This is a genomic window from Flavobacterium daejeonense DSM 17708 (genome assembly GCF_000425425.1).
Classification (GTDB): domain Bacteria; phylum Bacteroidota; class Bacteroidia; order Flavobacteriales; family Flavobacteriaceae; genus Flavobacterium; species Flavobacterium daejeonense.
The window spans coordinates 144,053-167,051 of record NZ_AUDK01000006.1 but is presented as its reverse complement, the minus strand read 5'-3'; the positions used below and the strand labels follow the sequence as shown (position 1 = coordinate 167,051).

Genomic DNA, 22,999 nt, shown 5'->3' with positions numbered 1-22,999 from the left:
TTAATCTTCCAAACGATTTATTTCATCATTAGGAGCTTTAAACCAATAGTAAAAAGCTTCTGGGTTGTTCTTTTTTAATTTGTTTAGTTTGTTGTATTTCTGGTCTTCAATCATCCAATCTTTTATTTCGAGAGGGTTTTTAAACCTTTCGATTTTTAGTTCTTCTTTGGCTTGTAATAATTTGGTAAGATAAGCCACTTTAGCCGCTGCTGTTATGGCTTCGTCTATGTTGAATCGGTCAATTGTGAAGTTGGTAAAATTGCGAATACCTACTTGCAGCTGATTAAACTCTTCTGATTTTATATCACGTTCGGCTAATTTGTAGCAAGTTTGCCAAGTATCTTCTAAAACTTCGGTTGTTGTTATTGCTAATTTTCTAAATCCAATTTCTTCCTGAACTACTTTGTTGTAGCTGTTTTTTACTACTGATAAATCACTTATGTTATCGAATAGAAATGCGATGTCATATAGTTGTTTTATGATTTCTACTGGTCGGTTTTTACTGTAAAGTATTCCCGTTGTGTTGGGAGCAAATGCTGTTAACTTATCGCCTAGAATAGCATCAAAGGTTGGCATTGCAATTATAGTTTCTTCACCCGAAGTGGAAATCCAATTGTGTTTTATTGACAGTTCCTGAATTTGAGGATAAGGATTTGGTGTATAGAGCAGGTCCAATAAAATAGGTTCGATATTACCATCTACTACGCTTTTGTAATAGGTTTTGAAATGTCCGATTGGGGCATCGGGTGTATGCTTGCGGTCGTTATCGTCTTCCCAATCCAGAAAAATTTGTTCCTCCACTATTTTTTGTAAAACTGCTATTATTTCTTTTTCGGAATGTTCTGTTATGATATCGATGTCGATTGAGAATCGTTTTGGTTTTTCGGTTGCCAACAACAATGCTGTTCCGCCTTTGAATGTAAAGTCTAAACCGTTTATTTTTAATTGTTCCAATAGTGTTAGTGCCCAAATTACTTTTTCAATTAATTTGGGATCAATACGTTTTCCTAATTTGTTTCTTAAGTTAAGAATCCAATCTAATGTATGGCTTTCGTTGCTAATCATCATTTGTATATTATTGGCAAAAAACCATCTATTTTGCCAAACTTATATTTATCAATTTTTCTACTTCTGTTTCTCGATTTCTTCTTGCTGCATATCGTTTCATTTTTGATTCGTTTATGTCGTATTTGTTAAAGGCTGATTGGTAAATAAAATTTAATTCTCCTTGTTGTGCAGCAAAAAGGGTATCATCAATTACTATATCGACTAATATTTTTTCAAGTGTTGGGATAGTCAAATCATTAGTTTTCGAAATGGGTGCTTCAGAATATAAGTTTTTTACAATAATTACATTGTCTAATACACTGATGTATCTTTCGAAGAAAATTTCGTCCGGGTTTATAAAGGTATTTTGAAAAGAAGCGTTCAGTTCATTAAATACTTGTTCTGCAGCCACTTTTTCGATTTCAACGATTGTAAAATTTTTAAATGGTTGGTGACGCATCAAATCGTTTAACCAAGAGCTATTCCAAACACAATAGTTAACGAATGGAAATCCTTTGTGAATTCTACTGGCTATTTTTTTTAATTGTTTGTCAATTTTTGGTGTGAATAATTGGATTTTTCCAACGGTATATATTCCTCTGGAGATATTATCTATCACGCCATTTTTTTTTAGTTTATACAAGTAGGTGTTAATGGTATTATCTGACCAAGTGGGAAAATCGTTTTTGAGTAGTTCCATCAAATCTTCCTTTGATAAGACTTCTTTGTTATCAAAATATTTTATTATATGATTTTCAACAGTTTTCTCCAATTTTTATTTATTTGTAGTAAATGTAATAAAATATTTTTAACAAATATAATTTTGGCAAAAATAGTGTGATTTTGCCAAAGTTATATGATTTGATTTTGTCCCAAATTTGGTCAAAATTATATCGCAATCTACTTATTTATGTTTCATAGTTGCATTGTGAGGTTTAAACTCACTAAATTGATACATAGCATAATTAATCAGTAAAGTTTTGGCATTAAAATATCTTTACTGCCGAAACTTAATCGTATTCCAAAGAGTCAATAAAAAACTTTAAATTGTATAATTCAAGTACACCATCGTCTTCTAAATCTTCGTTTTTTAGTTGGTCAATTTCGATAAAGGATAAGTTATTTGCAAAGGACTTTTCTCCGATTAAATGCTCAATATGAACATAAACAGCTTCTCGAAGTCTTGGGTTGTCTTTATGGACGATGTAGTTTTTGAGTAGTACTTTTATTCCTAAATCGGTTGGTTTGTTTGGGTTTTCTAATGGGATGAAATACATTTCGCTTATTCGTAATGTGATGCCGTAATATTCTAGTGGTTTGTCAGTTCCGTTTTCGTATTTGGTTAGGTTGGTTTCGGGTTGGAGGAATGCGGTTATTTTCCAATGTTCTACAACTGGAGCGTGATGAGCTAGCAATTCTACTTCTTTGAAGAGGTAAGGATTTCCGTTTGCTGTTATTATTAACTCTGCAGCATTTGTTTTGTTTTTAATGATGAGGTCTATGTCTTTGTTGTATTGGTGTAGTATTTCGATTAGTTTATCAAAATGGATTTTTATTTCTTCTTTTGGAATTTCGTTTAGGAGTAGGAAAACGAAGTGGTTTTGTTGGAAGTAGTTCCAGAAGGTGGTTATAGTTTTCATGTTGTTATTCGGTTATTTGAAAGGTTCTAGCTTACGCTCAATTCGCTTCGCTCGGGTCGATACATTTTTTGTTCCATTTCATTGCACAAAAAACACTCGAACTGACGTTAGCGTTTATCTGGTGTTGATTTATCATAAGCTATCAAATTGACCATTAACTCACGCTTTATTATTGTTTTTTTGTGTTCGTGATTATGCAATTTATTTACGCTTGTCTTTAGCAACATTGTTGAAGGCTATTAAATTGCAAAGTTCCCTAAGCCTAGAGCGAACTCGGTTACCATACTGTTTTTCTATTTCTGATGCTGAAAGGTTGGTTGTGATGTGGGTTTGTAGTTTTTTTGAAATAAATAGATCATATCTGCTTAATAGAATTTCTGCCATTACGTTGCATTCGTTGCCGTAGTATTTTAGGTTATTTTCTGTGCCAAGGTCGTCAAAGCATATTGTTCGTGGGTCTGCTTCGTAGAGTTTGCCTTTGCTGTATTTGTGAATTATTTGATAGCCGTCCTGGATGAATTCAAAGCTTATGTCTCGGCATGGTTTTACGTAAAATTTATGTTCTGTTGCTGTTAGGTATTTCATTAAATTCATCAATGAAGTTTTTCCGCAGCCGATTGGTCCAGTTAATAATATTCCCTTGTTGAGGTTAATGTGTAATTGAAAGCATGTTGGTTCATCTTTTAGAAAATAGGCAATAAGCTTGTAAACGATAGGATAATCGGTTTCAAGGATTTTGAAATGATTTCCGTATAGTTCAACGCCTTTGGCTTCGAGCCAATTGATTACTTCTGTGTAGTTGTAATGGGATTTTATTTCGTTTTCCATAACTAAAAATTTAACCGCAAAGTCCGCAAAGATTAACGCTAGGTTCGCAAAAGATGAAATGCTGAAACAAGTTCAGTACGACAAAAAAGCTAAAGAGGTTCTGAATAGTCTTTGTCAGTTGTTGTGTTGAGTTGTTTTGCTCTGTTTGGTTGTTCTGCATTTGAAATGTATTTTAGGGCGTTAATCATCCAATTTTGTGCTGCTGCTTGCCAATCGACCATTGGTGTTTTGCCACCGACTAACCATCCTATACTTGAAAAGTAATTGAAGAATTTTTGGGCTTCGAGTTCCGGAAAGTTGTTTTCTTGAAAATAGGTTTTGACTTCTTCGATTAATGGCTGAAAATTCTCTTTAACTCCTGTTTTATGATTGATTTCAATTTGATTCGGTGAATCCGAAACAGTTTTCTTTTTTTCGCGCAACTTTTTTTCTTTCTCTTCCTCAGTTTCATTTTTTAAATTGGAATTATTTATTTCTTCAAATTTTTTTGTGTGCTTTTCCAAGTTTGAAACGTTTTTATCGTTTGAAATGTTTGTATTGTTTATATAGTTTATTGAAGGTACTAGTGCTTGTTCAGTAGCTGTCTCGGTAGTAGTCTTAGTAATTGTTTTGTGCTTGTCTAGAACCTGTCCAGTATCTAGTGAAATTTTTTTAGTGTTGTTGTCTTTTTTTTGAACTGGCTTTAAGTCTTCTGAAAAATTGAATAAAATTACCATACTGCCTTTATACGGGTTAAATGATGGTTCGTATTTTATGTACTGTTTTTCGTTTAGTTCTCGCATACATTTATGATAGGTAGCTTTGGAACATATTTTACTAATTCGCATCATTTCATCCCTTGTAATACTGATTGGATTTTTAAAACGGTTCACATTCCATGCTTGGAAAAGTGCTATGTATAAACTTATATGTGTTGGGTTTAGTTCCCGGTCTTGAATGATACGGTCGAAGAAACCCGTTAGGTGTTTGATGTAGTTCATTTTACTAGTGATTAGTGAAAAGTAATTAGTGAATAGTGTAGCTTGAATTTTATTCAAGCATTGACCTGCTTCGCAGGAAATACTTCGGCAAGCTTAGTATGACAACACTACTTTGCTCCTCGGAATAACTCTATTTAAACAGAGTAGGTAAAGCATTTACTTTGTTTCCCTGAAGGAGTTTTTCGATGTCTGCATTATCATAATACATAATTCCACCAACTTTGGTATAAGTTAGTGTTCCGTTGATGCGAAGGTTTTGTAAAGTACCTGGAGAAATGTTTAACAGTTTGCGGACTTCATTGGATTTGAGCCACTGTTTTGTTTGTTGTGGTTTGGATTGAATGATTTCTTTTAAATCATTTAAGAGAAGACTACGGAATTCGTTGAGGTCTTCGATTGTGATAACTTGTACTGCCATAACTGATGTTTTAGATTGTTATGGTACAAATTTGTAGGTTTTGAATAGATTTAAATCACAAGTCAATCACAAGTTGTGAAAGATTTTTATTCAAAATGCTGTATTTATTGGTATTACAACAGGTCTTCTGTGTTTTCCATTCGCTTTATTAATTTTTCTTTTAATGAGTTGAGGAATTTAGTTTGGTCTGATTTTCGTATTCTAATTTCAAGAAACGCCCTGTGGTACTGACCTAAATTGACATTAAAGATGCTTTCGAAATATTCGGCAATATCCTTTAAATCGGAGGTGCCATTATTGAACACACCTTCGGTATGCAACGCGTATAAAAGCTCTATTAATGCGACTTTAGAGCTTGTCCAATTTTGTTTCACCTTGGGATTGACTTGTGATTTTTCTTTTGGTTCTTTATTTTCCATAATCAACAGCTTATCTTCTAAGTAAACCTGGATTAAATCATGTGCCATAATTTTAGCCACTTTAAAATCGTGCGAAGTAGAAAAGGTACGGTCTGCTTCAAAATAAAAGCTGTCTAAAGTGAGTTTAATATCGAATTTACCTCTGGTAAAATACTTATGGTCTAAATAGTTACTTCCTGTCCGGTAATATTTGTAAAAGTCTAAATTGTTATCAAAATATCTTTTTAGTTTCTCTAATTCGTTGTTTAGATACTTTTTTATAATACGTTCGCCTCCATGCGGTTTTTTAGTTTCTATTTTATAGATGGCGTTGTAATAAATTAGTTTTGAGGTAAACTTTGGTTTTATGTTTTTGAAAAAATCTATTTCTTGTTCTTGGGATCTTACCTTTTCTTTTTCAAAGATTGCTTTTAATTTTTCGATTGAGGTAATAATTATATTGATTGCATTTTCACTTCTCAATATTGGATCATCTATTTCTAAATCGGTAAAATTTAATTGCTCATTTAGTTTTGATAGTAGTTGTGTGGCTTTATTGTTCAATTTATACTTTGTTTGAAAGATTAGTTCAGTGAACCGTACTTACATCGTGATTTTTATTTCACTTATCACAAGATTTGATGTTGCGGAGGCAATAATTCCTTTAGAGCTAAACATATTTGCTTTTACATTGATTATTGATTTACCTTTTTTAATAACACTCGTTTTTACTATGACTGTATCTTCTTCTTTTGCCGCACTAAAAAATTCAACATTTATATTAATAGTGGGAAAGAAATTATCAGTGCCTAAAATCATAAAATTTACACCAATACAATCGTCAAACATTCCACAAATAACCCCACCGTGAAGCGTTCCTGCCGGATTAGTCATCTCTTTTCGTACCTCAAATTGAAATTCAACAGAATTTTCATCAACAGCAATCACCGTCCCATTTAGCCATTTTGCAAATGGGGACGGACTTCCTGAAAATGGTCTTCCAATAAAGCTTTGAAGCAATTGTAATCTTTTATTTTCCATCTTATTTTGATTTATAATTCTAATACCATTTCTTCAAAATCTTAGTGATTTTGAAATATTGAACCACTTATTATTACAGTATCTCCTTCTTTAATAGCAAGCATTTTTCTTAAATTAACCACCTTGGGGTTTTCTTTTTATATTCTAAGTATGGATCCCCAAACCATTCTTCCATCCATTTCTCTTCTCGAAGTACAAATTGCGTGTGAAGTATTAAAAAAATGATTGGGATTACAATGAGAGGGGAAAATGTTCCTAAAAGTATTGAAATGCCAATAAGTATAGTGATATACCCCAGGTACATCGGATTTCTTGTAAACTTGAATGGTCCTTTTATTATAATTAGGGATGCCCGGTTACCTGGGCGAGGATCTGTGCCAAATTTTCGAAAGAACATGCCACTTCCAATAGCAAGAGAAAATCCAAGAACAATTATTATAATTCCTATGTATCTCCAAGGAAAAACTAACCAATGTCCGATTGGAACAAATGAACTGAGTAGTATCATCGCAGTTAATCCTACAAGTAAATGAATTGGAGGGGGGATGCGCGGTATTGAAGTTTTCATACTGAATTGATTTAAAAATTGCTTGCTGCTGACGGTTAACGCCAGCAGCAGATTATATGCAGCTATTATTGTTATTTTGAAAATTCTTCTTCTGCCATAGCATTATTCAAAAACACTCCTGTATTATTTCCTGTTGATACAGCATATGATACAGCACGAAGAGGATTAGTACTGTCACCACAAGCGAATATATTATCTACTGTTGTTTTCTGAAACGCATCTACTTTGATAAGCCCTTGTTCGGTCAATTCACAACCCAATAATTCGGGGATTTTACAGTGTTGTTCAAAAGGAGGTCTTGAGTAGATAGCTTTTAATTGAAAAGTTGAATTGTCAGAAAAAATTATTTCTTCAACTTCTCCGTTTTGGTGTTTCAATGAGGTAATTTCTTTTTCAACAATTGAAATATTGTGTCTTTTGATTTCATCAGTTTGCTCTTGTGTCAATTCTGATTTGCCATTAGTAAATATTGTCAAGTCTTTTGTCCAGTTACTAATGAGTCGAGCCAGATGAAATGCACCGTATCCATTTGCAAAAATTCCTGTTTTTTGATTTTTCACTTCATATCCGTGGCAATAGGGACAATGAAGAACTGAAATTCCCCAACATTCAGAAAATCCCTTGATGTTTAGTATTTTATCTTTTAATCCTGTTGCAAAAATGAGCTTTTTAGCTGAAAATACTTTTCCTGACTGAGTTGAAATCTCAAATCCTTTATCGGTTTTTGTTCCATTAACAGCAAGGTCAGTTATGAATTTTACTGTATCGTATTGCAACACTTGCTTTTTTGCTTTTTCTGCAATAACGCTTGGTTTTTCTCCGTCTTGCGTAATGAAGTTATGTGAATGTGGTGTTTGTCTATTACAAGGCAAACCGCTATCAATAATTAGAACGTTTCTTAATGATCGTCCCAAAGCCATTGCTGCTGAAAGCCCTGCATAGCTTCCGCCAACAATGATTACGTCAAAATTTTTGTTATCTGTCATATCGTTAAAATTTGGAAATGTTATTAATGGAAAAGGTAAAGCTAAAACTGATAAAGCAAGACCACCTTGTTTAATTAATTCTCGTCTTGATATTTTTTTCGATTCAACCATCTTGTTTTTAGATTTATAAATTATTTGATGGGCAGAATAAATTTACTTTATTTTGCCGATCTTACACTTTTATAAATGGCATTTTCAAACATTGAATAGGCGTAATTATTAAGGAACAGCACCATTCCTGCCATTTTTCCTACGATGTTTCGGATTTTTGGATTTTTGGCATTTATCACTTTAATAATTTTGTCCACTATTACAGAAGGATCATCTCCCTCTGCCAAACCATTTTTGATATACTTATTCACTTGCTCTTTATAGTTCTTGTATTCTGCTATATTTCCATCAACAGAAATCATATTCGTGCCAATATTTGTTTTTGCCCACATAGGCTCTATCATACTCACCTTAATATTAAATTGACTTACCTCAAATCGTAATGTTTTAAAGTAACCTTCTAAGGCATGTTTGGATGCAGCATACATTGACTTCATAGGTATTGTTATAAGCCCCATCATAGAGCTCACTGTAATAATTTGACCAAATTCTTGTTTTCTGAAATAAGGTAATATTGCTTTTGTAACATTAACTGTTCCCCAAAAGTTAGTATCAAATTGAAGTTTACCTGCCTCAGTAGAAGTCTCCTCTGCTAATCCAGTGAGCATGTAACCTGCATTATTCACAAGAACGTCTAATTCTTTTACGGTTTCAAATAGTTGCTTTGTAAATTCTTCAATCGATTTTTCATCTGTAACATCTAGAGACAATACTTTGAAAGGAACTGTGGCTTGTAGTTTTTCTGCATTTCTACTAGTACCAATTACATTGTGTCCTTCTGTGTGCAACTTATTTGCTAACATCAATCCAAAACCTGATGATGCTCCTGTTATTAAAATTGTTTTTTTCATTTTCTTAAATTTTGATTATTAATATCTTCAATTATGTTTATCTAGTTTTTATTTAAAATTTGAACTCATTCGTTTTAATCCTTTTCTTTTCAGTCTTTCACAATACCAATTGTTTTCTTTATAGCTTGAAAAATTATAGATGTAAACAAAATCTTCTATTTCAAGTTTGTGTTCTTTAAAAAAGCCATACAGAAGCTCTACAATATTTTTAAAAGTTGATTTCTCAGGTTCAATTAGAATTAGCGTATCCATCCAATATATTTTGTCAATTTTGGAAATGATAGTCTCTTTTAATTTATTGACTATTGCATCGTCTTCAATATTATAATGGATAGCATTCATTTTTATTCTTCATCTAGTTTAGGAGGAATCAATTTGTACATTACTGGTGTTACAATTCTTGCCAGAATAGTTGAACTTATCAATCCTCCAATTAATACAATCGCTAATGGAGATATTTGAGGATTGGGATTTACTGCCAGAGGAATCAAACCACAAATTGCGGTGACTGATGTTAATACTACTGGAAGAAAACGTGTTTCACCAGCAATTGCAATGGCTTCATCAATGGACTTTCCTTCTTGTCTTAATTGATTTGTAAAATCCACCAGAAGAAGAGAGTTTTTCACTTGAATTCCTGATAATCCAATGAAACCGATAATAGAAACCAAAGACATCGGGTTTCCTGATGCTATTAAAAACAATACTCCTCCTAAAACGCCTAACGGAATGATGGACATAACAATGATGATTCCTTTAAATGTTTTGAATTGTAGTAATAAAACAGCAATGAATAAAAACGTACTCAATATAATTACAGCAAGAAAATTACCTCCTAATGCATCACCTTCCGATTCTTTTTCTCCTGATAGTCTGTAATAATACCCTTTTGGCATATCTAATTTATCCAATTTCGGAATAATATCTACCAACAAATCATTTGCTAAATAACCATCTTTTGTCATAGCACTGACTTTTGAAAAGCGTGATTTGTTAAAGTGATTTATAGCTGTTGGTGCAGTTTCAAAAGATACTGTTGCAATTTGATTTAGTGCAATTGGTGTTCCCTGAACATTATTTACATATAAATTTTTCAGCGCATCAAGATTAGAAAATTTCTCTCTTGGTAAAGTAATGGTCACGTTTCTGGCATCACCACGGTCATCGATATAATCTCCAACGGTTAAACCGGCAACGGCAAGACGGATTACTTTGTCTACCTCACTGGTTAGTACACCCAATGTTCTTGCCTTTTCTTTATTGATTTTTATTTTAACATCCGTTTTATAAGTGTTTAACTCGTTGTTGATGTAAACTGTACCTTCCTGATTTCTCAAAATAGTTTCTACCTTAGAAGATAATTTGCGTAAAACCTCTTGGTCTTCTCCAAATAATCGTACTACGATGTTGGCTTCCAATGGTGGTCCTTGTTCAAAATCTTTTACTTCAACTTTAGCATAAGGCATCGTTTTAAATTTTTCGCGCAATTCTTGTATAAGACTGGTTTTGTCTGAAGGTTTTGCTTCTTCTTCTAGTTGCACGAAAATTTGAGCAAAATCAGATTTTCTGTCCTGAGGATGTACATTGTAGTAAATCTGCGGATTTCCGTGTCCAACATTTGAAGTAAAATATACAATCTCTTTGTGTTTCTTTAATTCAGTTTCCACAATTTTAGTTACCCTGTCACTTTCTAAAATATTGGCTTGAAGTGGCATTTTTATGTTGATTAAAAACATTGGTTTTTCCGAAGTTGGGAATAACTTAAATCCAGCTACAGAAAACAGACCGAAAGCGATGACACTTAAAAATATAGAAATGGCAATCGTAGTTTTTGGAAACTTCAGTGCTTTAGGCATAATGTTTTTGTATGTATTTGTAAGGAATTTTTGCAAATACTGAAGAAATATATTTCCTCCTTCATGTTCGTGTGTTTTTAAGAAACGACTACCCAAAAACGGAACCAAGGTCAAAGCCACAATCATAGAAGCTAATACACTTGTGATTACCGCCATAGGTAAACTTCTGATAAATTCACCAGCCGTATCTGGAAGAAAAGTCAGAGGTAAAAAGGCAATAACCAAAGTAGCCGTTGTACCTACAACTGCAACACTTATTTGCTTTGTACCTTTTAAAACGGCATCCATTTTAGAATGTCCTTCACGGAGCCAACGTTCTATATTTTCTACAACTACAATACTATCATCAACCAGCAACCCTAAAGCAACGACCAAGCCCACAATACTCAATTGATTTAAGGAATACCCTAAAGCATTCATTGCAATTAATCCCAAAGCCAATGATAAGGGTATAGAAATCATCACTATAAGAGATGCTCTCCCTCCTAATGGAATTAATGTAATAACAACCAAAAGAATTGCTAATCCAAAGTCAAAACCTAAATGCCCTAAACGTTTTGATACCATATCGGCTTGGTCAAAGTTTTTTACAAGCTTAATGTTCTGAGGTAAATCTTTAGAAAACGCATCAACTATTGGTAAATATTCTTTTTGAACATCACTAATGTTTACATTGTCCTTCATTCCGGCAGTAACCAAAATGCAACGATGTCCATTAATTCTTGTAATGTGATAGGGCACTTCAGATTTGTAATTCACATCAGCCACATCTTTCATGTAGATAATTTTGCCATTAGCATTGTAAACAACCGTATTAGCAACATCTTCTGCATTTTTAAATTTTCCACTTGTTTTTACATTGAATACTTTGGTATCCATATCAATACTTCCACCAGGAATATCAGCAGCTTCACTTTGTAAACTTCCCATCACAATATTCAATGGGATTCTTAATTGTGCTAATTTTTCCAAATTCAAATCCACACGGATTTCCTGTTCCGGAATACCACTGTATTTTACATCTTTAAGATTGGTTATTTTTTCAATTTTTGTCTTTAGTTTGTCCGCTTCATCACGTAGTTTTTTGTCAGATGCATTTTCAGAAATCAAAGCTACCTGAAGAATTTTTACATCTGAAGACGAAATTTTTTCCGTTTTGATTTGATAAATATCTTTTGGTAGTTCACTACTTTTAAGGGCATTCATTTCGGTAGAGATTTCCTGATATTTATTATCTACATCCACTCCGTATTTAAATTTTACCTGAAAAGCGGCTACGCCATCTTCTACAGTTGTGAGTATCTTTTCGATATTTTCTAAGCCGTAAATCTTATTTTCAATTGGTTTTACAACCTGTTCTTCCATATCTTTCGGACTTGTACCTGGATAAATTACGGTAATCAAGTATTCTGGTGGATGTGTTGCAGGATCTTCTGCTCTTGGCATCGTGAATAAGGTAAGGACTCCTACCACAGCCACCAAAAGAGCGAGAATCAGTGTAAACTGATAATTCTTAACGGAAAAATTTGTAATTTTCATACTGTTAGTTATTTAATGATCTTTATCGTTGATTGTTCATTGAGGTAGGCGCTGTTGGAAATGACTATCCGGTCTGTTTTTTGAAGACCGTCATTTACAAACACCTTATCATTGTCAAATTTGTTGATGGTGATAGGTTGACGTTTCACTTTGTTATTTTCCACGACGAATACAAAGGCTTTGTTGCCGTCCGCTTCAATAAGGGAATTATAAGGGATGGCCATATAATCTTCGGCTTTATCGGTTTGTATTTCTGCTTTTCCAAACATCCCCACAGCAGGTTTTTGGTCTTTCATATTGAGTTTTAGTTCTATTTGAAAAGACCCAAGAGCAACATCTGCCGCTTGCGACTTTCTAAAAACGGTAGCTTCAAATTTTTCATCAGGAAATCCGTCAAGGGTTACAGAGGCTTTTTGATTTATTTTTACTGAAGCCCATTCTTTATCAGTCAAGCCTACTTTCAACAGGTAATTGTTGTTGTTTGACGTTTCGTTTATAGCTAAAATTGGAGACCCAGGACCAACAACTTCACCTTCATTTGCTAATTTGTTAGCGACAAAACCATCAGCAGTTGCATATATTTTAGCATGACGAGAATTAAAAGCTACTGCATCTTTTTGCTTTTGGGCAATGTCAAGACCTGTTTTTGTATTTTGAAGTTGTTCCAACGTATAGACATTGTCTTTGTATAGATTATTAGCACGTTCATAATCTCTTTCAAACTTCTTTAAATTTAAATCGGCTTGATTTAAACCTGCGTTGATTTCGGTTTGATCTAATGTGGCTAAAAGTTGTCCTTTTTTGAAAAACTGACCTTCTTCTACATAAATGCGACTTACCACACCACCAATTTTAAAACCGTAATTAGCTTGGTTTTCTGTGGTTACTAAACCCGAAGCACTTATATTGTTGGTAAATGCTAATGATTCAACTGTTGCTGTTTTAATTGGAATAATATCCGCAGTTTCAAATGGATTGTTTTCCTTTTTTTCTTCTTTGCAAGCGAAGAAGAGAGGTAATACGAATAGGGAAATGATTATTGATTTGTTCATGATCTTAATTTTTATTGGTTTAAGGTAAAAGTTGCATTGGCTCTTTCTAATTCTGCATAGGCAATCCACGAATTATAAAGTGCTATATTAGTATTGAGTTGGGCATTTACCCATTGATTTTGAGCATCCAGAAGTTCAATATAGATGGCCTGGCCTTCTTTATATAATTTGGTTATATCGTCATTATATTTTTTGGCAGACTCTTTTTGATTTTTATTGGCATTGAATTGTTCCAAAGCTGATCTCAAATTGTTTTGTGTAACTTGAAACTGAAGTAATAATTGTTGCCTTACATTGTCAATCTGTGAACTGATTTTTTTATTGTCCTCTTCAACTTGTTTTAGCTTGTATTTGTTTTTATTTCCTGAAAAAATATTCCATTCTAAACCTAAACCCGCAAAATAATAGCGTGAATCTTTGTTCATTTCAAAATCAAAATCCTGTATTCCAAAATCGGCAAAACCGCTTAATGTTGGAAACCAGTGTGATTTTGTGAGTTTATTAATGTTCTCGTTTAATTCTTTTACTTGGTCTAATTTCTTTAATTCTTCTCTGTTCTCAGTATTTCCTTCGACTAATGCACTAGGAACGTTTTCATTGATTTCATCAACCATGATTTGTGTATCGAGTTTTTGATTGAGCAGGAAATTAAAATAGGCTCTGGCATTATCACTTACTTGTTTTGCAGTTTCTAAATTGGCTGCAATACGTACTACTTCATTATCACTTCGTAAGACAGCAGTACGGTTTATTTTATCATTTTTAAATAAGGAATGGTTTACCCTTTGATTTTCGGTAACCAATGCCAAAGCATCTTCATAAATTTTTATTCCTTCCAGGGATTGCAAATACTTGTAATAGGCAATTTTTATATCCTTGACCAATTCTCTTTGGTAGATTTCCAACTCTATTTTTTGTAAAGTTGTTTGTTGGGCTTTAATCCTTTTGTTATAGATAATTTCAAAATTCAATAAAGGCATTGTAGTATGAATTTTTGCATCATAGAAATTATCCGGATTAATAAGTACTGACTGATTTTCTAAAGTTGGAAACGCATTAGAATTTGTAATTTGATTCAAGGTGCTATATACCGGATTTAGCATATCTCCAATAGGGATATCAATGGTTCTTCCACCTTCTGCCTTTGTGTAAGTTCCATTTAAAGAAACGTTAGGGTAGAATAAGGAACCTGCTTCTTTTAAAGCCCACATACTTTTGTTAATATCGAAGTTATGCTGTTTGATAACTTCGTTGTTTTTTAGTCCGGCTTCGATGTAGCCGTCCAGCTTACTTTGCGAATATCCTTGATACTCAAGTAAAATTGCTATTAGAACTAGTGCTTTTTTTATCATTATTACATTGTTTTTTAATTGAACATTGTTCATTTTTTTGAACAAAAAAAATTATAATTTATCTATTATTTTTAAATACTCATTGTAACCATCATATAGGATAGTATCTGGATTTGTGAATTTTACACCTTTGGTTCTTTGACGAATTTCGAGGCAACACATACCGTGGACTAAACTCCAAATCATAAACGAAAGCGGTTCCATATTGTGACCTTTAAAATGTCCTTTATCGATGCATTCCTCAATTGTTTTTTTAACATGTCCAAACGTTACTACTCCTTCGTTCCAATCTTCATTATTGGAGCTTTCCAAAAATTCCATAGGTGCTTTAACATTAAACATCAAATCATACATTTCTTGATTTTCGAGTGCAAATTTGATATAAATGAATCCCATTTTTTGAAGACGTTCCATAGGATCTTCTATTTTAAATAAGTCTTTAAAATAACTACCCAATTCCTGAAACCCAATAGAATGCAAATCATGTAAAATAGCGTTCTTATCTTTAAAGTAAACATAGACAGTACCAACACTATAGTCAATTTCGTCTGCTATGTTTCTTATAGTAGTCTGTTCAATTCCTTTTTCCAAAAAAAGCTTTTTTGCTCCTTTTAGAATGAGTGCTCTCAATGCTTCTTTTTCTCTTGCTTTTCTATCTGCTACGCTCATAAGTATTATTTTCTTTGCAAATATATGTATTTTTTTTGAACAATGTTCATTTTTATAAATTATTTTACTTTTTTATTTGAATGTGATGAGTTTATAGTATTTAAATTGATAAATTTCTCCCTTAAAATCTGCATATCCTCACTCACTTTTCTATCCAAAACCTTAGCATAATGTTGAGTGGTTCTCAAATTTTTATGACCTAACATTTTGCTCACACTTTCAATTGGAACACCATTAGTAAGTGTTACGGTGGTTGCAAAAGTGTGTCGAGCAATATGGAAGGTTAGTTCTTTTTCAATTTCACAAACTCCAGCAATTTCTTTTAGATAAGCATTCATTTTTTGGTTGGATAGAATGGGAAGCAGCTTATCTTCATTAATACATTGCGGATGACTTTCGTATTTATCAATTATCATTTGAGTAACTGGAAGGATTGGAATTTTTGAAGCTGATTCGGTTTTTTGTCTGTGGGTGAATATCCACTTCTCTCCATCAATACCGTAGCTTATATGCGACTTCGTTAAGTTCTTGACATCGATGTATGCCAAACCAGTAAAGCAGCTGAAAAGAAAAATATCACGAACTAATGATAGCCTTTCGGTTTTGAAGTCTTTTTCAATTATAGCTTGAATCTCTTCTTCGTTGAGGTACACACGTTCTACTTCTTTGATTTTTGATTTGTAGTTTGCAAAAGGGTTTTTATCGAGCCAATCATTGGCCAAACATATCTTGATAATTTTATTGAAATTCTTGATGTATTTCACCGCTGTATTATTAGCACAGTTTCTAACGCTTCGTAACCAAAATTCGTAATCAGAAATAAAGGCATGATCAATCTTTGTAATATCGATATCGGAAACATTATATTTCCATTTCATGAATTCAATAGTATGTTTCAAAGAAGTAGTGTAGCGTTCTAATGTTCCTGGAGCGTATTCTTTTCCAACCAATTCTTTTATTTTGTTGTTGTGGTCTTGGAAGATAGGAACGAGCATTCTTTGCCTTTTATCTGTTCCTTGTAGTTTAGCTTTCAATATTGATGAAGTCGCTTGTTCTTTATCTTTCAACACTTGGTGATGCGCTTCGTAAACTTGTTGTTCTAAAGTTTTTAGATAAGCATTTAATGTTTTAACCTCAGTGCTAGAACCAAAAACTTTTTGAAGTTTGTTATCCCATCTATCTGGTTGAATATTTCTTTTCGCTGAAATTTCTTTGGGTACTCCATCAATAGTAATTCTTAAGTAGATTGGAGCTGTGCCATCGGCTTTGATTTTGTTTTTCTTGATAAAGAAAAGCAAATTGAATGTTTTGTTCATAATGTGGTGACTTTAGGTTTATAAAATTATCCTTAAAAATCACTTGAAACAAGATGTTTAAAACGTGAACACCTTATTATACAAGTGTTTCAGCTTAATTTAGTGACCTATTTGGGTTTATTAAAATAGGTCACTAAATAGGTCACTGACAGAATACCATTTTATGAACTTTTTGGTATAGCCACTAATGAAAAAACGCCGTAAAACATAAGTTTTACAGCGTTTTGATGAGGTTTGTTAACCTTTCAGCGGAGAAAGAGGGATTTGAACAAAACCTTCACATCCCGCTTTTATACTGCATTTCTAATATTTTTTAACTGCTGTGCCACGGATGTGCCATGAAAATTTTTGCCATTTTTATAAATATTGAAAGTTTCAGACTGGTTTAAATCCGCTTAAATTTACGTGATAATTCATAATTAATTGATAGACAAAAGTACGTTTTTTTAAGATAAAACAGGACAAATATTTTTGAAACCTTTTAAGTGATTTAACAAGCTACTACAAATAAAATGGAAATTGATTTTTGTGGCAAAAAAGATATTAAGTCCAATGTGGTTTATTATTTTTATATCACATTTGTTTTTATCATCTGCTATTATTTAAGTCACTCAGATCGTTACCCCTGAATATTTTCCAAATTAGAAATTATATTCCAAATAAATACTGGGTTCACTTTTCTCAATTGAGATAATTAAATTGTTCAATTTAAATTTATACAACATAGTATCAATTCTTCCTGCCGTGATTGATTAATTTAAAAGTGTAATCTGAATCCCCATAATTAAATGACAATGAGTCAAAATATTCCCTTGAAAAACCTTTATAAAAAAGAGTTTATTAATGCTAAAAAAATAATATGAGAGCATTTTTAATATAGAACCTTATTTTTAAGGAAGGTATAAATCCCTTACAAACACCTTTTAAATCTCTCAAAAATCAGGACAAAACAGATAGTTCTATGATGATGTCTGACTAAACTAATTCCGATTCCTTTCGTTGGGACAATTTTAGGAAGCTCTATTTTTTATTTATTATTTTTTCTTACAAATAAAATTGTTAAAAAAATATTATATATTTACTTAATTGTTTAATTAGTAAGAAAAAGATTTATGCATTTTACTTTTCATTGAACTTTTATTACTCAGAAATCTGCGCCAATAGCAGGGGTATTTGCATCCACTACTTAAACTGTTAAATTATGGATTACAACGAAATACAAGAGAATTCCCGTAGAGAGTTTATTAAAAAGAGTTCATTATTTTGGATAGGAAGTATTGTTTTGGGTGACCCGGCGGTACAGCTTGTTAGCGAAGCACTTGGTATTCGATCCCTTGGTGAGAAAACACCAGCATTCAGTTGCGAATTGTTTCGTTGCCAGGATCTGATGCACTTCAAGTACTATTTTTATAATGCCAAGTTGAGCGGCAGAAATATCAAGAGTACTGGAAAAGAGCCTTGCTACATATTGATTCAGGTTCCGCGACAACATATTGCAGAAGGACTGCTAGTTGATGTTCCTAACGAGTGGAAGGATTTTAAAAAACAAAAATCGTTTTTGGCAAAAAGTTCTTGGTTAGGCTTTAAGTTACCAGAAAATTTGGATATGGATCTCACTCCAGAGAGTCTGATCAATTGGATCGGTTGGGATATGCTTACAATTGATGATTTCGCAAAAGCAGATAATCCAGAACAACCTGATTATGAAGCTACTTTGCCTAAACTAAGTACAGCATTTGGGGATGGCTGGATGTATGACAATGCCCCGGAGCGTTATTTGCCAAATAATGTTCCCTTAACTACTTTTGAAATTCCTTACAAGATGTTTTTAAGTCCAATAGCCCTTTCTGACGAAACGGACGAGAAAAAACTAATGCGGCTTCAAGGAGATTACATATTCCTTAAAAATAATGCACCGCAAATCCATCACATAGACAAACGGAAGAAGAACGGTCAGATTGAAATTATATCACCGTGGCAGAATACACTTGTGTTTAAGGATCTTCGCCAGAACATCTCGCCGCCAAGATTTAAAATTGTCAAATATATTGGACAGGAATGTGACATTGACGACAAAACAGAACTGCTTCCTGCCCCCATACAACGTTATGATTTGAATGGTTTAACAATGCTTCCAGAGTATGATAGGGATGTAATTTCCGATTATTTTATGATTTCGGCACGTGGTGGTACTACCAGCCTGAAATATAAACATGATGATCCGACTGCTGAACATGCATTGGCCGCATGGGACCAAATCATAAAAGACGGTCGCGACAATTTTACCCGAGTGACATATCGTGCAGTTGATGTATTTACCGGTCTTAAATTACTAATTTCCATCGTCGCACCACGAGACTTTAAGGCCGGAGTTTCTTTCCTACCGAAACTTTACCATGTGGCTTACGCTGAAAAGGAGAAAAATTATGATGCTGAGGAAACAAAAAGCAAGCTGCCATTTGTTAAGATAATACCTCAGACTGAAGGGGCATACTTTACACCATTCGATATTAAGGAAGATTCATCTACAAAAAGTGAATGCTATCTTGTTGCAAAACCTAAAGAAAATCAAGATGGTTCCACTCAATTGGAATCTGATAAACTTTTGGATTTTGAATATATTGGTATTGATAAAAATGGTGTAGAACACAAGTTTAAGTCAAAAATTATATTTATTCCAGCAGAACGATATGAAATTACTTCAGCAGAGCCTTATATATATGAATATGAAGGCATAAGAGAAGTAATCAAAACTGGGAAATCTGTTGGCATAAAATTTATAGGTTTTCTCAACCCATACAGGAACGAAGCTTATAATGGGGATCCTCCAGTTGCTGATTGTCCGGAAAATCCAGTTCTTTATAAATTTAAGATGATCAAAACATTTTCAAGTTTGCCTGCTGAAGTGGGTAAACTTGGGTCACTTATTGATAAGATAAACGCACATATAAATGTATATTCGGACGTTTATAAGAATATCATAAGAGCAGACGTTACTTATGCAAAAATCAATAAACTAAAGGAGGGAAAGTCACCAAAAATTAGTAAATCTTCGACAAATGCAACCTTTAAGACTGAGGCCATTTTGCTAAATGCGGAGCAAAACCTTTTACTAAAAGCTCCCGACGGAGAACCAATTGATTATTACCTTAGCTATTTCCCTTTAGTGCCAACGCTTAAAAAAGCTAATGTAACTATTTCTCAAGTTGACCAAATAAGAGGGCAAAACGAATACTATTGGGTTTCCTATTACGACAAATATCGTGACAGCCAAGATGAACTGGAAGACTATGATGCGAACGATTTAAATAATGCTTATATTTTCTTTAAATTAGTTACTCCCATCGACAATTTCTTCACCGGGAATTATAAGAGTTCAGGGGCGATGGTTAATCCGGGGATAAAGATATCGCATGTATCGGCACTGGACAATAGTATCAGTTTTAATGAATCACATAATGATAAGGCTATCATTTTAACTGATGTTCATGGAATCAGTAAAGTAAATACGCTGCCGGCCATACCAGCTGTTTCCATATTTAAAGAACTTGATGCGGAAATATTAGGTATTTCAATGCTCGATATTCTACAGGAATTTATGCCTGTAGGAGACATTCCCGTCCTGGAATTTGCAAAAGAAATGGAGCAGACGATAGCTAGAATTACGCAGTTAGCACAGGAGTATAAGGAATTGGCGGAGGCCTGGATTGCAGAGTACGATAAAGCAGTTGCAGAAGTAAAAGATTATGCCGAAAAAATTAAGGCTGCTAAGGATGAATTAGAGTCACTTGCTAAAAATGGTGTTAGGGAATGGCTTGATACCTATATAGAACAGTCGAACATGCTTTTTTTCTTTGAGGATCAAAGTAAAGCATTACAAAGTTACACAACCGAGTATCAACAATATTCCAAAGAATGTGTTGAGGTAATACTGACTAAGCTCAAAAATATCAATCCCGTTGTATCGAGAAGCATCCTTGTAGCTATTGATACTTTTATTACGAAGCCGGATACTATTGCTTTCAAAAATTTCCTAGTGACTGTTTACGACCACCATGACATATACAGTGAAAGGCAGATCAAGGAACTGCTGAAGGCTTTCTATACGGCAGAGTTTATTAATCATATCAAACCAGATAATAGGATTGAAAATGCCATAAATACAGCTTCGAGCTTTGCCAGGGAAATTGACGAGAGATACCTTTCCTATTATAATGCAGCCGTGCAAGGCATGCAGGAGTCACTGGCATTTTCACGCACATTTGTCAAAAGCAAACAAAAATTATTAGCTGATCAGTTGACCGATACGGTAAAATTTATTCCTAAAGTTATTGAAGAAGCTCTCGCTAAGTTAGATATAAAGCCCAATCAAATTGATAAAACAATTGGCGCGATTTATCGACTCGCAAAAGTATATGAAAACTATAAACGACTTTATACAGATCTACAAAGCGAAAATTATGAGCGGTTCCTTATTGACTCAGGGCTGGTAGATAATGTCTTAATTACTGACCTTCGAAAAAATACACAGATAATTGAGCAACAGCTTATCAGTTCCTTAAAGTTGACTATTAAAGGTATTGAAATACCTAAAAATATAGATACGGCTGTTATTAATGCATTCAACAGTGTAAAAGACAAATTGGCGGAAATAGCTTCGAAAAGTGACGCCTTGCGTAAATTTGAAGAAAGAGTACCGTTAGAAAGTATAAAGTCTATGGTCGGAGCCTATACTGCCCTTGCGGGAAAATATTATGCTGAATATGATAATGCTCAAACTTTATTACTGTTTTATGAAGAAAAGATTAAAAATCCGGAGAAAACGGTACGTGACTTCCTGAACAACCAATTGCAAAAGCTATTCGATGACCTTAAAGAGAAAAGCGAGCAAATGAAGGCAGAATTTATTCGTAATGGTAAATCGTCACCGTTATACCTTAAACTGTCTGCAGAAGTTTCGAGAATAGAGTCATTCGTAAAAAAAATCAAGGAACTCAGCAAACAAAAACTTGAGTATACGATGTATACGAAAAAATTCAGGAAGGCTTCGCTTGGCGGTGTGATAGAGTTTATCCCTGAGCCAGGAATTACCGACCTGAAAGTTTTTGTGAAATATGAGATAGAATTCGCAATCACAGCCATCAATAAACCACCATCCATTACTAAGCAGACATGGATTACCGATACTACACTGCGGGCTTTTAAACTCGGGTTGCTCCAATTATTATATATTGATTTTGAGAAGGTCAGTTTCGTAACAGGGTCAGATGTCAAAGACGACTTTACGGTAAGAATCAAGAACGTTGAGTTTGGTGGTTTCCTAGCATTTTTTCAGGCTTTCCAGGAATATCTTAAGTCAATCAGTGATAATCTTGTGTTCGATATCGATGCCAACGGTGCCAAAATAGGATACGGTGTCACCATACCTGACTTTCCTGCTGGATATTTTAACTTTTTTAATCTCAATTTAAGCGGGATGTTGGTATTGCCTTTCCAGCCGGAAAAATCAATGCAAATGCACTTTGGGATTGGTAATGAATTAAACAAATTCGGACTGACCGTCATGGTTATATTCGGCGGACAAGGTTACTTTAAGATCATTGCGGAACCTAAACGTGGGATTGTGGGTATGGAGGTCGTACTTGAATTTGGAGCCATCTTTAATCTTAACCTGACTATTGTTAAAGGAACCGCTTACATGGTTGGCGGAATTTATATCAGACAGTACGACGGACAATTTGATCTTAGGGCATATATATTATGCGTGGGAAGGCTAAGGGTTTTAGGCTTATTTTCTGCCAGCCTTTCTTTTTATATGGCACTTGGAGGTACCAGTGAAGTATTGGAAGGAGTGTGCCGCGTGCGTGCGAGCCATAAATTTGGTCCTTTCTTTGAAATTTCGGTAGAATGCGAAATGAAGAAAACACTCAAGGGTGCCAGAACAAATAAAGATCCACAATCATCGGGACCAGATGGAATAAGATCGGTCGGGACTTATTTAAATAATAATTCAAGTAAGGAAGTTTATTATGACGACGAATCCTTATTACTTATTATTGCCACGACGAACGACGTAAAGCCAGTAGCCATCCTGAGAGATATTATGGGGGACGATGTTACTCCAAGAAATATAATATCTCAGATAAGCCGTAACCTGTTTGAAATCAATGCAAAACTGAAAGATTATAAGGCTGGAAGGTATACCCTAGAGGTTGATCATAGCAGCCAGAAAGATATTTATACAATAGATATCGTTAATACTAAAAATCCTTGCGAGCTTTCAAAAAAAATCGCCAGGGATATACCTGCTAATGAATACTATGCTTCTTATTTTTATAATGCTTAAA

Annotated in this window: 18 protein-coding genes; 1 reads left to right on the top strand and 17 read right to left on the bottom strand. The window is 33.8% G+C overall.

Annotated elements, in window-relative coordinates:
- From H599_RS0107360 to H599_RS0107280, 17 genes are all read right to left on the bottom strand, one after another.
- Entirely contained in the window at positions 1–1,068 is a 1,068-nt protein-coding gene (locus tag H599_RS0107360) for a nucleotidyl transferase AbiEii/AbiGii toxin family protein (RefSeq protein WP_081810527.1), read from the bottom strand.
- A gap of 25 nt (positions 1,069–1,093) precedes the next feature.
- A complete protein-coding gene (locus H599_RS0107355; RefSeq protein ID WP_051590674.1) occupies positions 1,094–1,819 on the bottom strand; it encodes a DUF6577 family protein in 726 nt (241 codons plus the stop codon).
- 238 nt (positions 1,820–2,057) lie between these two features.
- Positions 2,058–2,687, bottom strand: coding sequence for a hypothetical protein (locus H599_RS0107350; protein ID WP_026713540.1), 630 nt, complete (start codon positions 2,685–2,687; stop codon positions 2,058–2,060).
- A 201-nt stretch (positions 2,688–2,888) separates the two neighbouring features.
- Positions 2,889–3,515: an AAA family ATPase gene (locus H599_RS0107345; protein WP_026713539.1), complete on the bottom strand. Its 627-nt coding sequence runs from the start codon at positions 3,513–3,515 to the stop codon at positions 2,889–2,891.
- Between the two features lie 89 nt (positions 3,516–3,604).
- A complete protein-coding gene (locus H599_RS0107340) occupies positions 3,605–4,495 on the bottom strand; it encodes a hypothetical protein (protein ID WP_026713538.1) in 891 nt (296 codons plus the stop codon).
- A gap of 130 nt (positions 4,496–4,625) precedes the next feature.
- Positions 4,626–4,913, bottom strand: coding sequence for a helix-turn-helix domain-containing protein (locus H599_RS0107335; RefSeq protein ID WP_026713537.1), 288 nt, complete (start codon positions 4,911–4,913; stop codon positions 4,626–4,628).
- A gap of 113 nt (positions 4,914–5,026) precedes the next feature.
- Positions 5,027–5,875 carry an RteC domain-containing protein gene (locus tag H599_RS0107330; protein ID WP_026713536.1) on the bottom strand — a complete coding sequence of 283 codons (849 nt, stop codon included), beginning with the start codon at positions 5,873–5,875 and terminating at the stop codon, positions 5,027–5,029.
- A gap of 39 nt (positions 5,876–5,914) precedes the next feature.
- Positions 5,915–6,352, bottom strand: coding sequence for a PaaI family thioesterase (locus H599_RS0107325; protein WP_026713535.1), 438 nt, complete (start codon positions 6,350–6,352; stop codon positions 5,915–5,917).
- Between the two features lie 109 nt (positions 6,353–6,461).
- Positions 6,462–6,920, bottom strand: coding sequence for a methyltransferase family protein (locus H599_RS0107320; protein ID WP_026713534.1), 459 nt, complete (start codon positions 6,918–6,920; stop codon positions 6,462–6,464).
- A 71-nt stretch (positions 6,921–6,991) separates the two neighbouring features.
- On the bottom strand, positions 6,992–8,017 hold the full coding sequence (locus H599_RS0107315; protein WP_026713533.1) for an NAD(P)/FAD-dependent oxidoreductase: 1,026 nt from the start codon (positions 8,015–8,017) through the stop codon (positions 6,992–6,994).
- Positions 8,018–8,064: 47 nt separating this feature from the next.
- The gene (locus H599_RS0107310) at positions 8,065–8,868 is read right to left on the bottom strand and encodes an SDR family oxidoreductase (RefSeq protein WP_026713532.1); all 804 of its coding nucleotides are present in this window, start codon (positions 8,866–8,868) and stop codon (positions 8,065–8,067) included.
- 48 nt (positions 8,869–8,916) lie between these two features.
- Positions 8,917–9,210 (bottom strand): hypothetical protein, encoded by a 294-nt coding sequence (locus tag H599_RS0107305; protein ID WP_026713531.1) that lies wholly within the window; start codon positions 9,208–9,210, stop codon positions 8,917–8,919.
- A 2-nt stretch (positions 9,211–9,212) separates the two neighbouring features.
- Positions 9,213–12,263, bottom strand: a complete 3,051-nt coding sequence (locus H599_RS0107300) for an efflux RND transporter permease subunit (RefSeq protein WP_026713530.1) — start codon at positions 12,261–12,263, stop codon at positions 9,213–9,215.
- Positions 12,264–12,271: 8 nt separating this feature from the next.
- Positions 12,272–13,315 (bottom strand): efflux RND transporter periplasmic adaptor subunit, encoded by a 1,044-nt coding sequence (locus H599_RS0107295; RefSeq protein ID WP_051590673.1) that lies wholly within the window; start codon positions 13,313–13,315, stop codon positions 12,272–12,274.
- An 11-nt stretch (positions 13,316–13,326) separates the two neighbouring features.
- On the bottom strand, positions 13,327–14,667 hold the full coding sequence (locus H599_RS0107290; RefSeq protein ID WP_245600500.1) for a TolC family protein: 1,341 nt from the start codon (positions 14,665–14,667) through the stop codon (positions 13,327–13,329).
- Positions 14,668–14,718: 51 nt separating this feature from the next.
- Positions 14,719–15,336 carry a TetR/AcrR family transcriptional regulator gene (locus tag H599_RS0107285; protein WP_026713527.1) on the bottom strand — a complete coding sequence of 206 codons (618 nt, stop codon included), beginning with the start codon at positions 15,334–15,336 and terminating at the stop codon, positions 14,719–14,721.
- A 59-nt stretch (positions 15,337–15,395) separates the two neighbouring features.
- Positions 15,396–16,652 (bottom strand): site-specific integrase, encoded by a 1,257-nt coding sequence (locus tag H599_RS0107280; protein WP_026713526.1) that lies wholly within the window; start codon positions 16,650–16,652, stop codon positions 15,396–15,398.
- A 1,201-nt stretch (positions 16,653–17,853) separates the two neighbouring features.
- On the opposite strand from H599_RS0107280, the gene H599_RS0107275 reads away from it, so the two are divergent.
- Positions 17,854–22,998 carry a hypothetical protein gene (locus H599_RS0107275; protein WP_026713525.1) on the top strand — a complete coding sequence of 1,715 codons (5,145 nt, stop codon included), beginning with the start codon at positions 17,854–17,856 and terminating at the stop codon, positions 22,996–22,998.
- Position 22,999 lies beyond the last annotated feature (1 nt).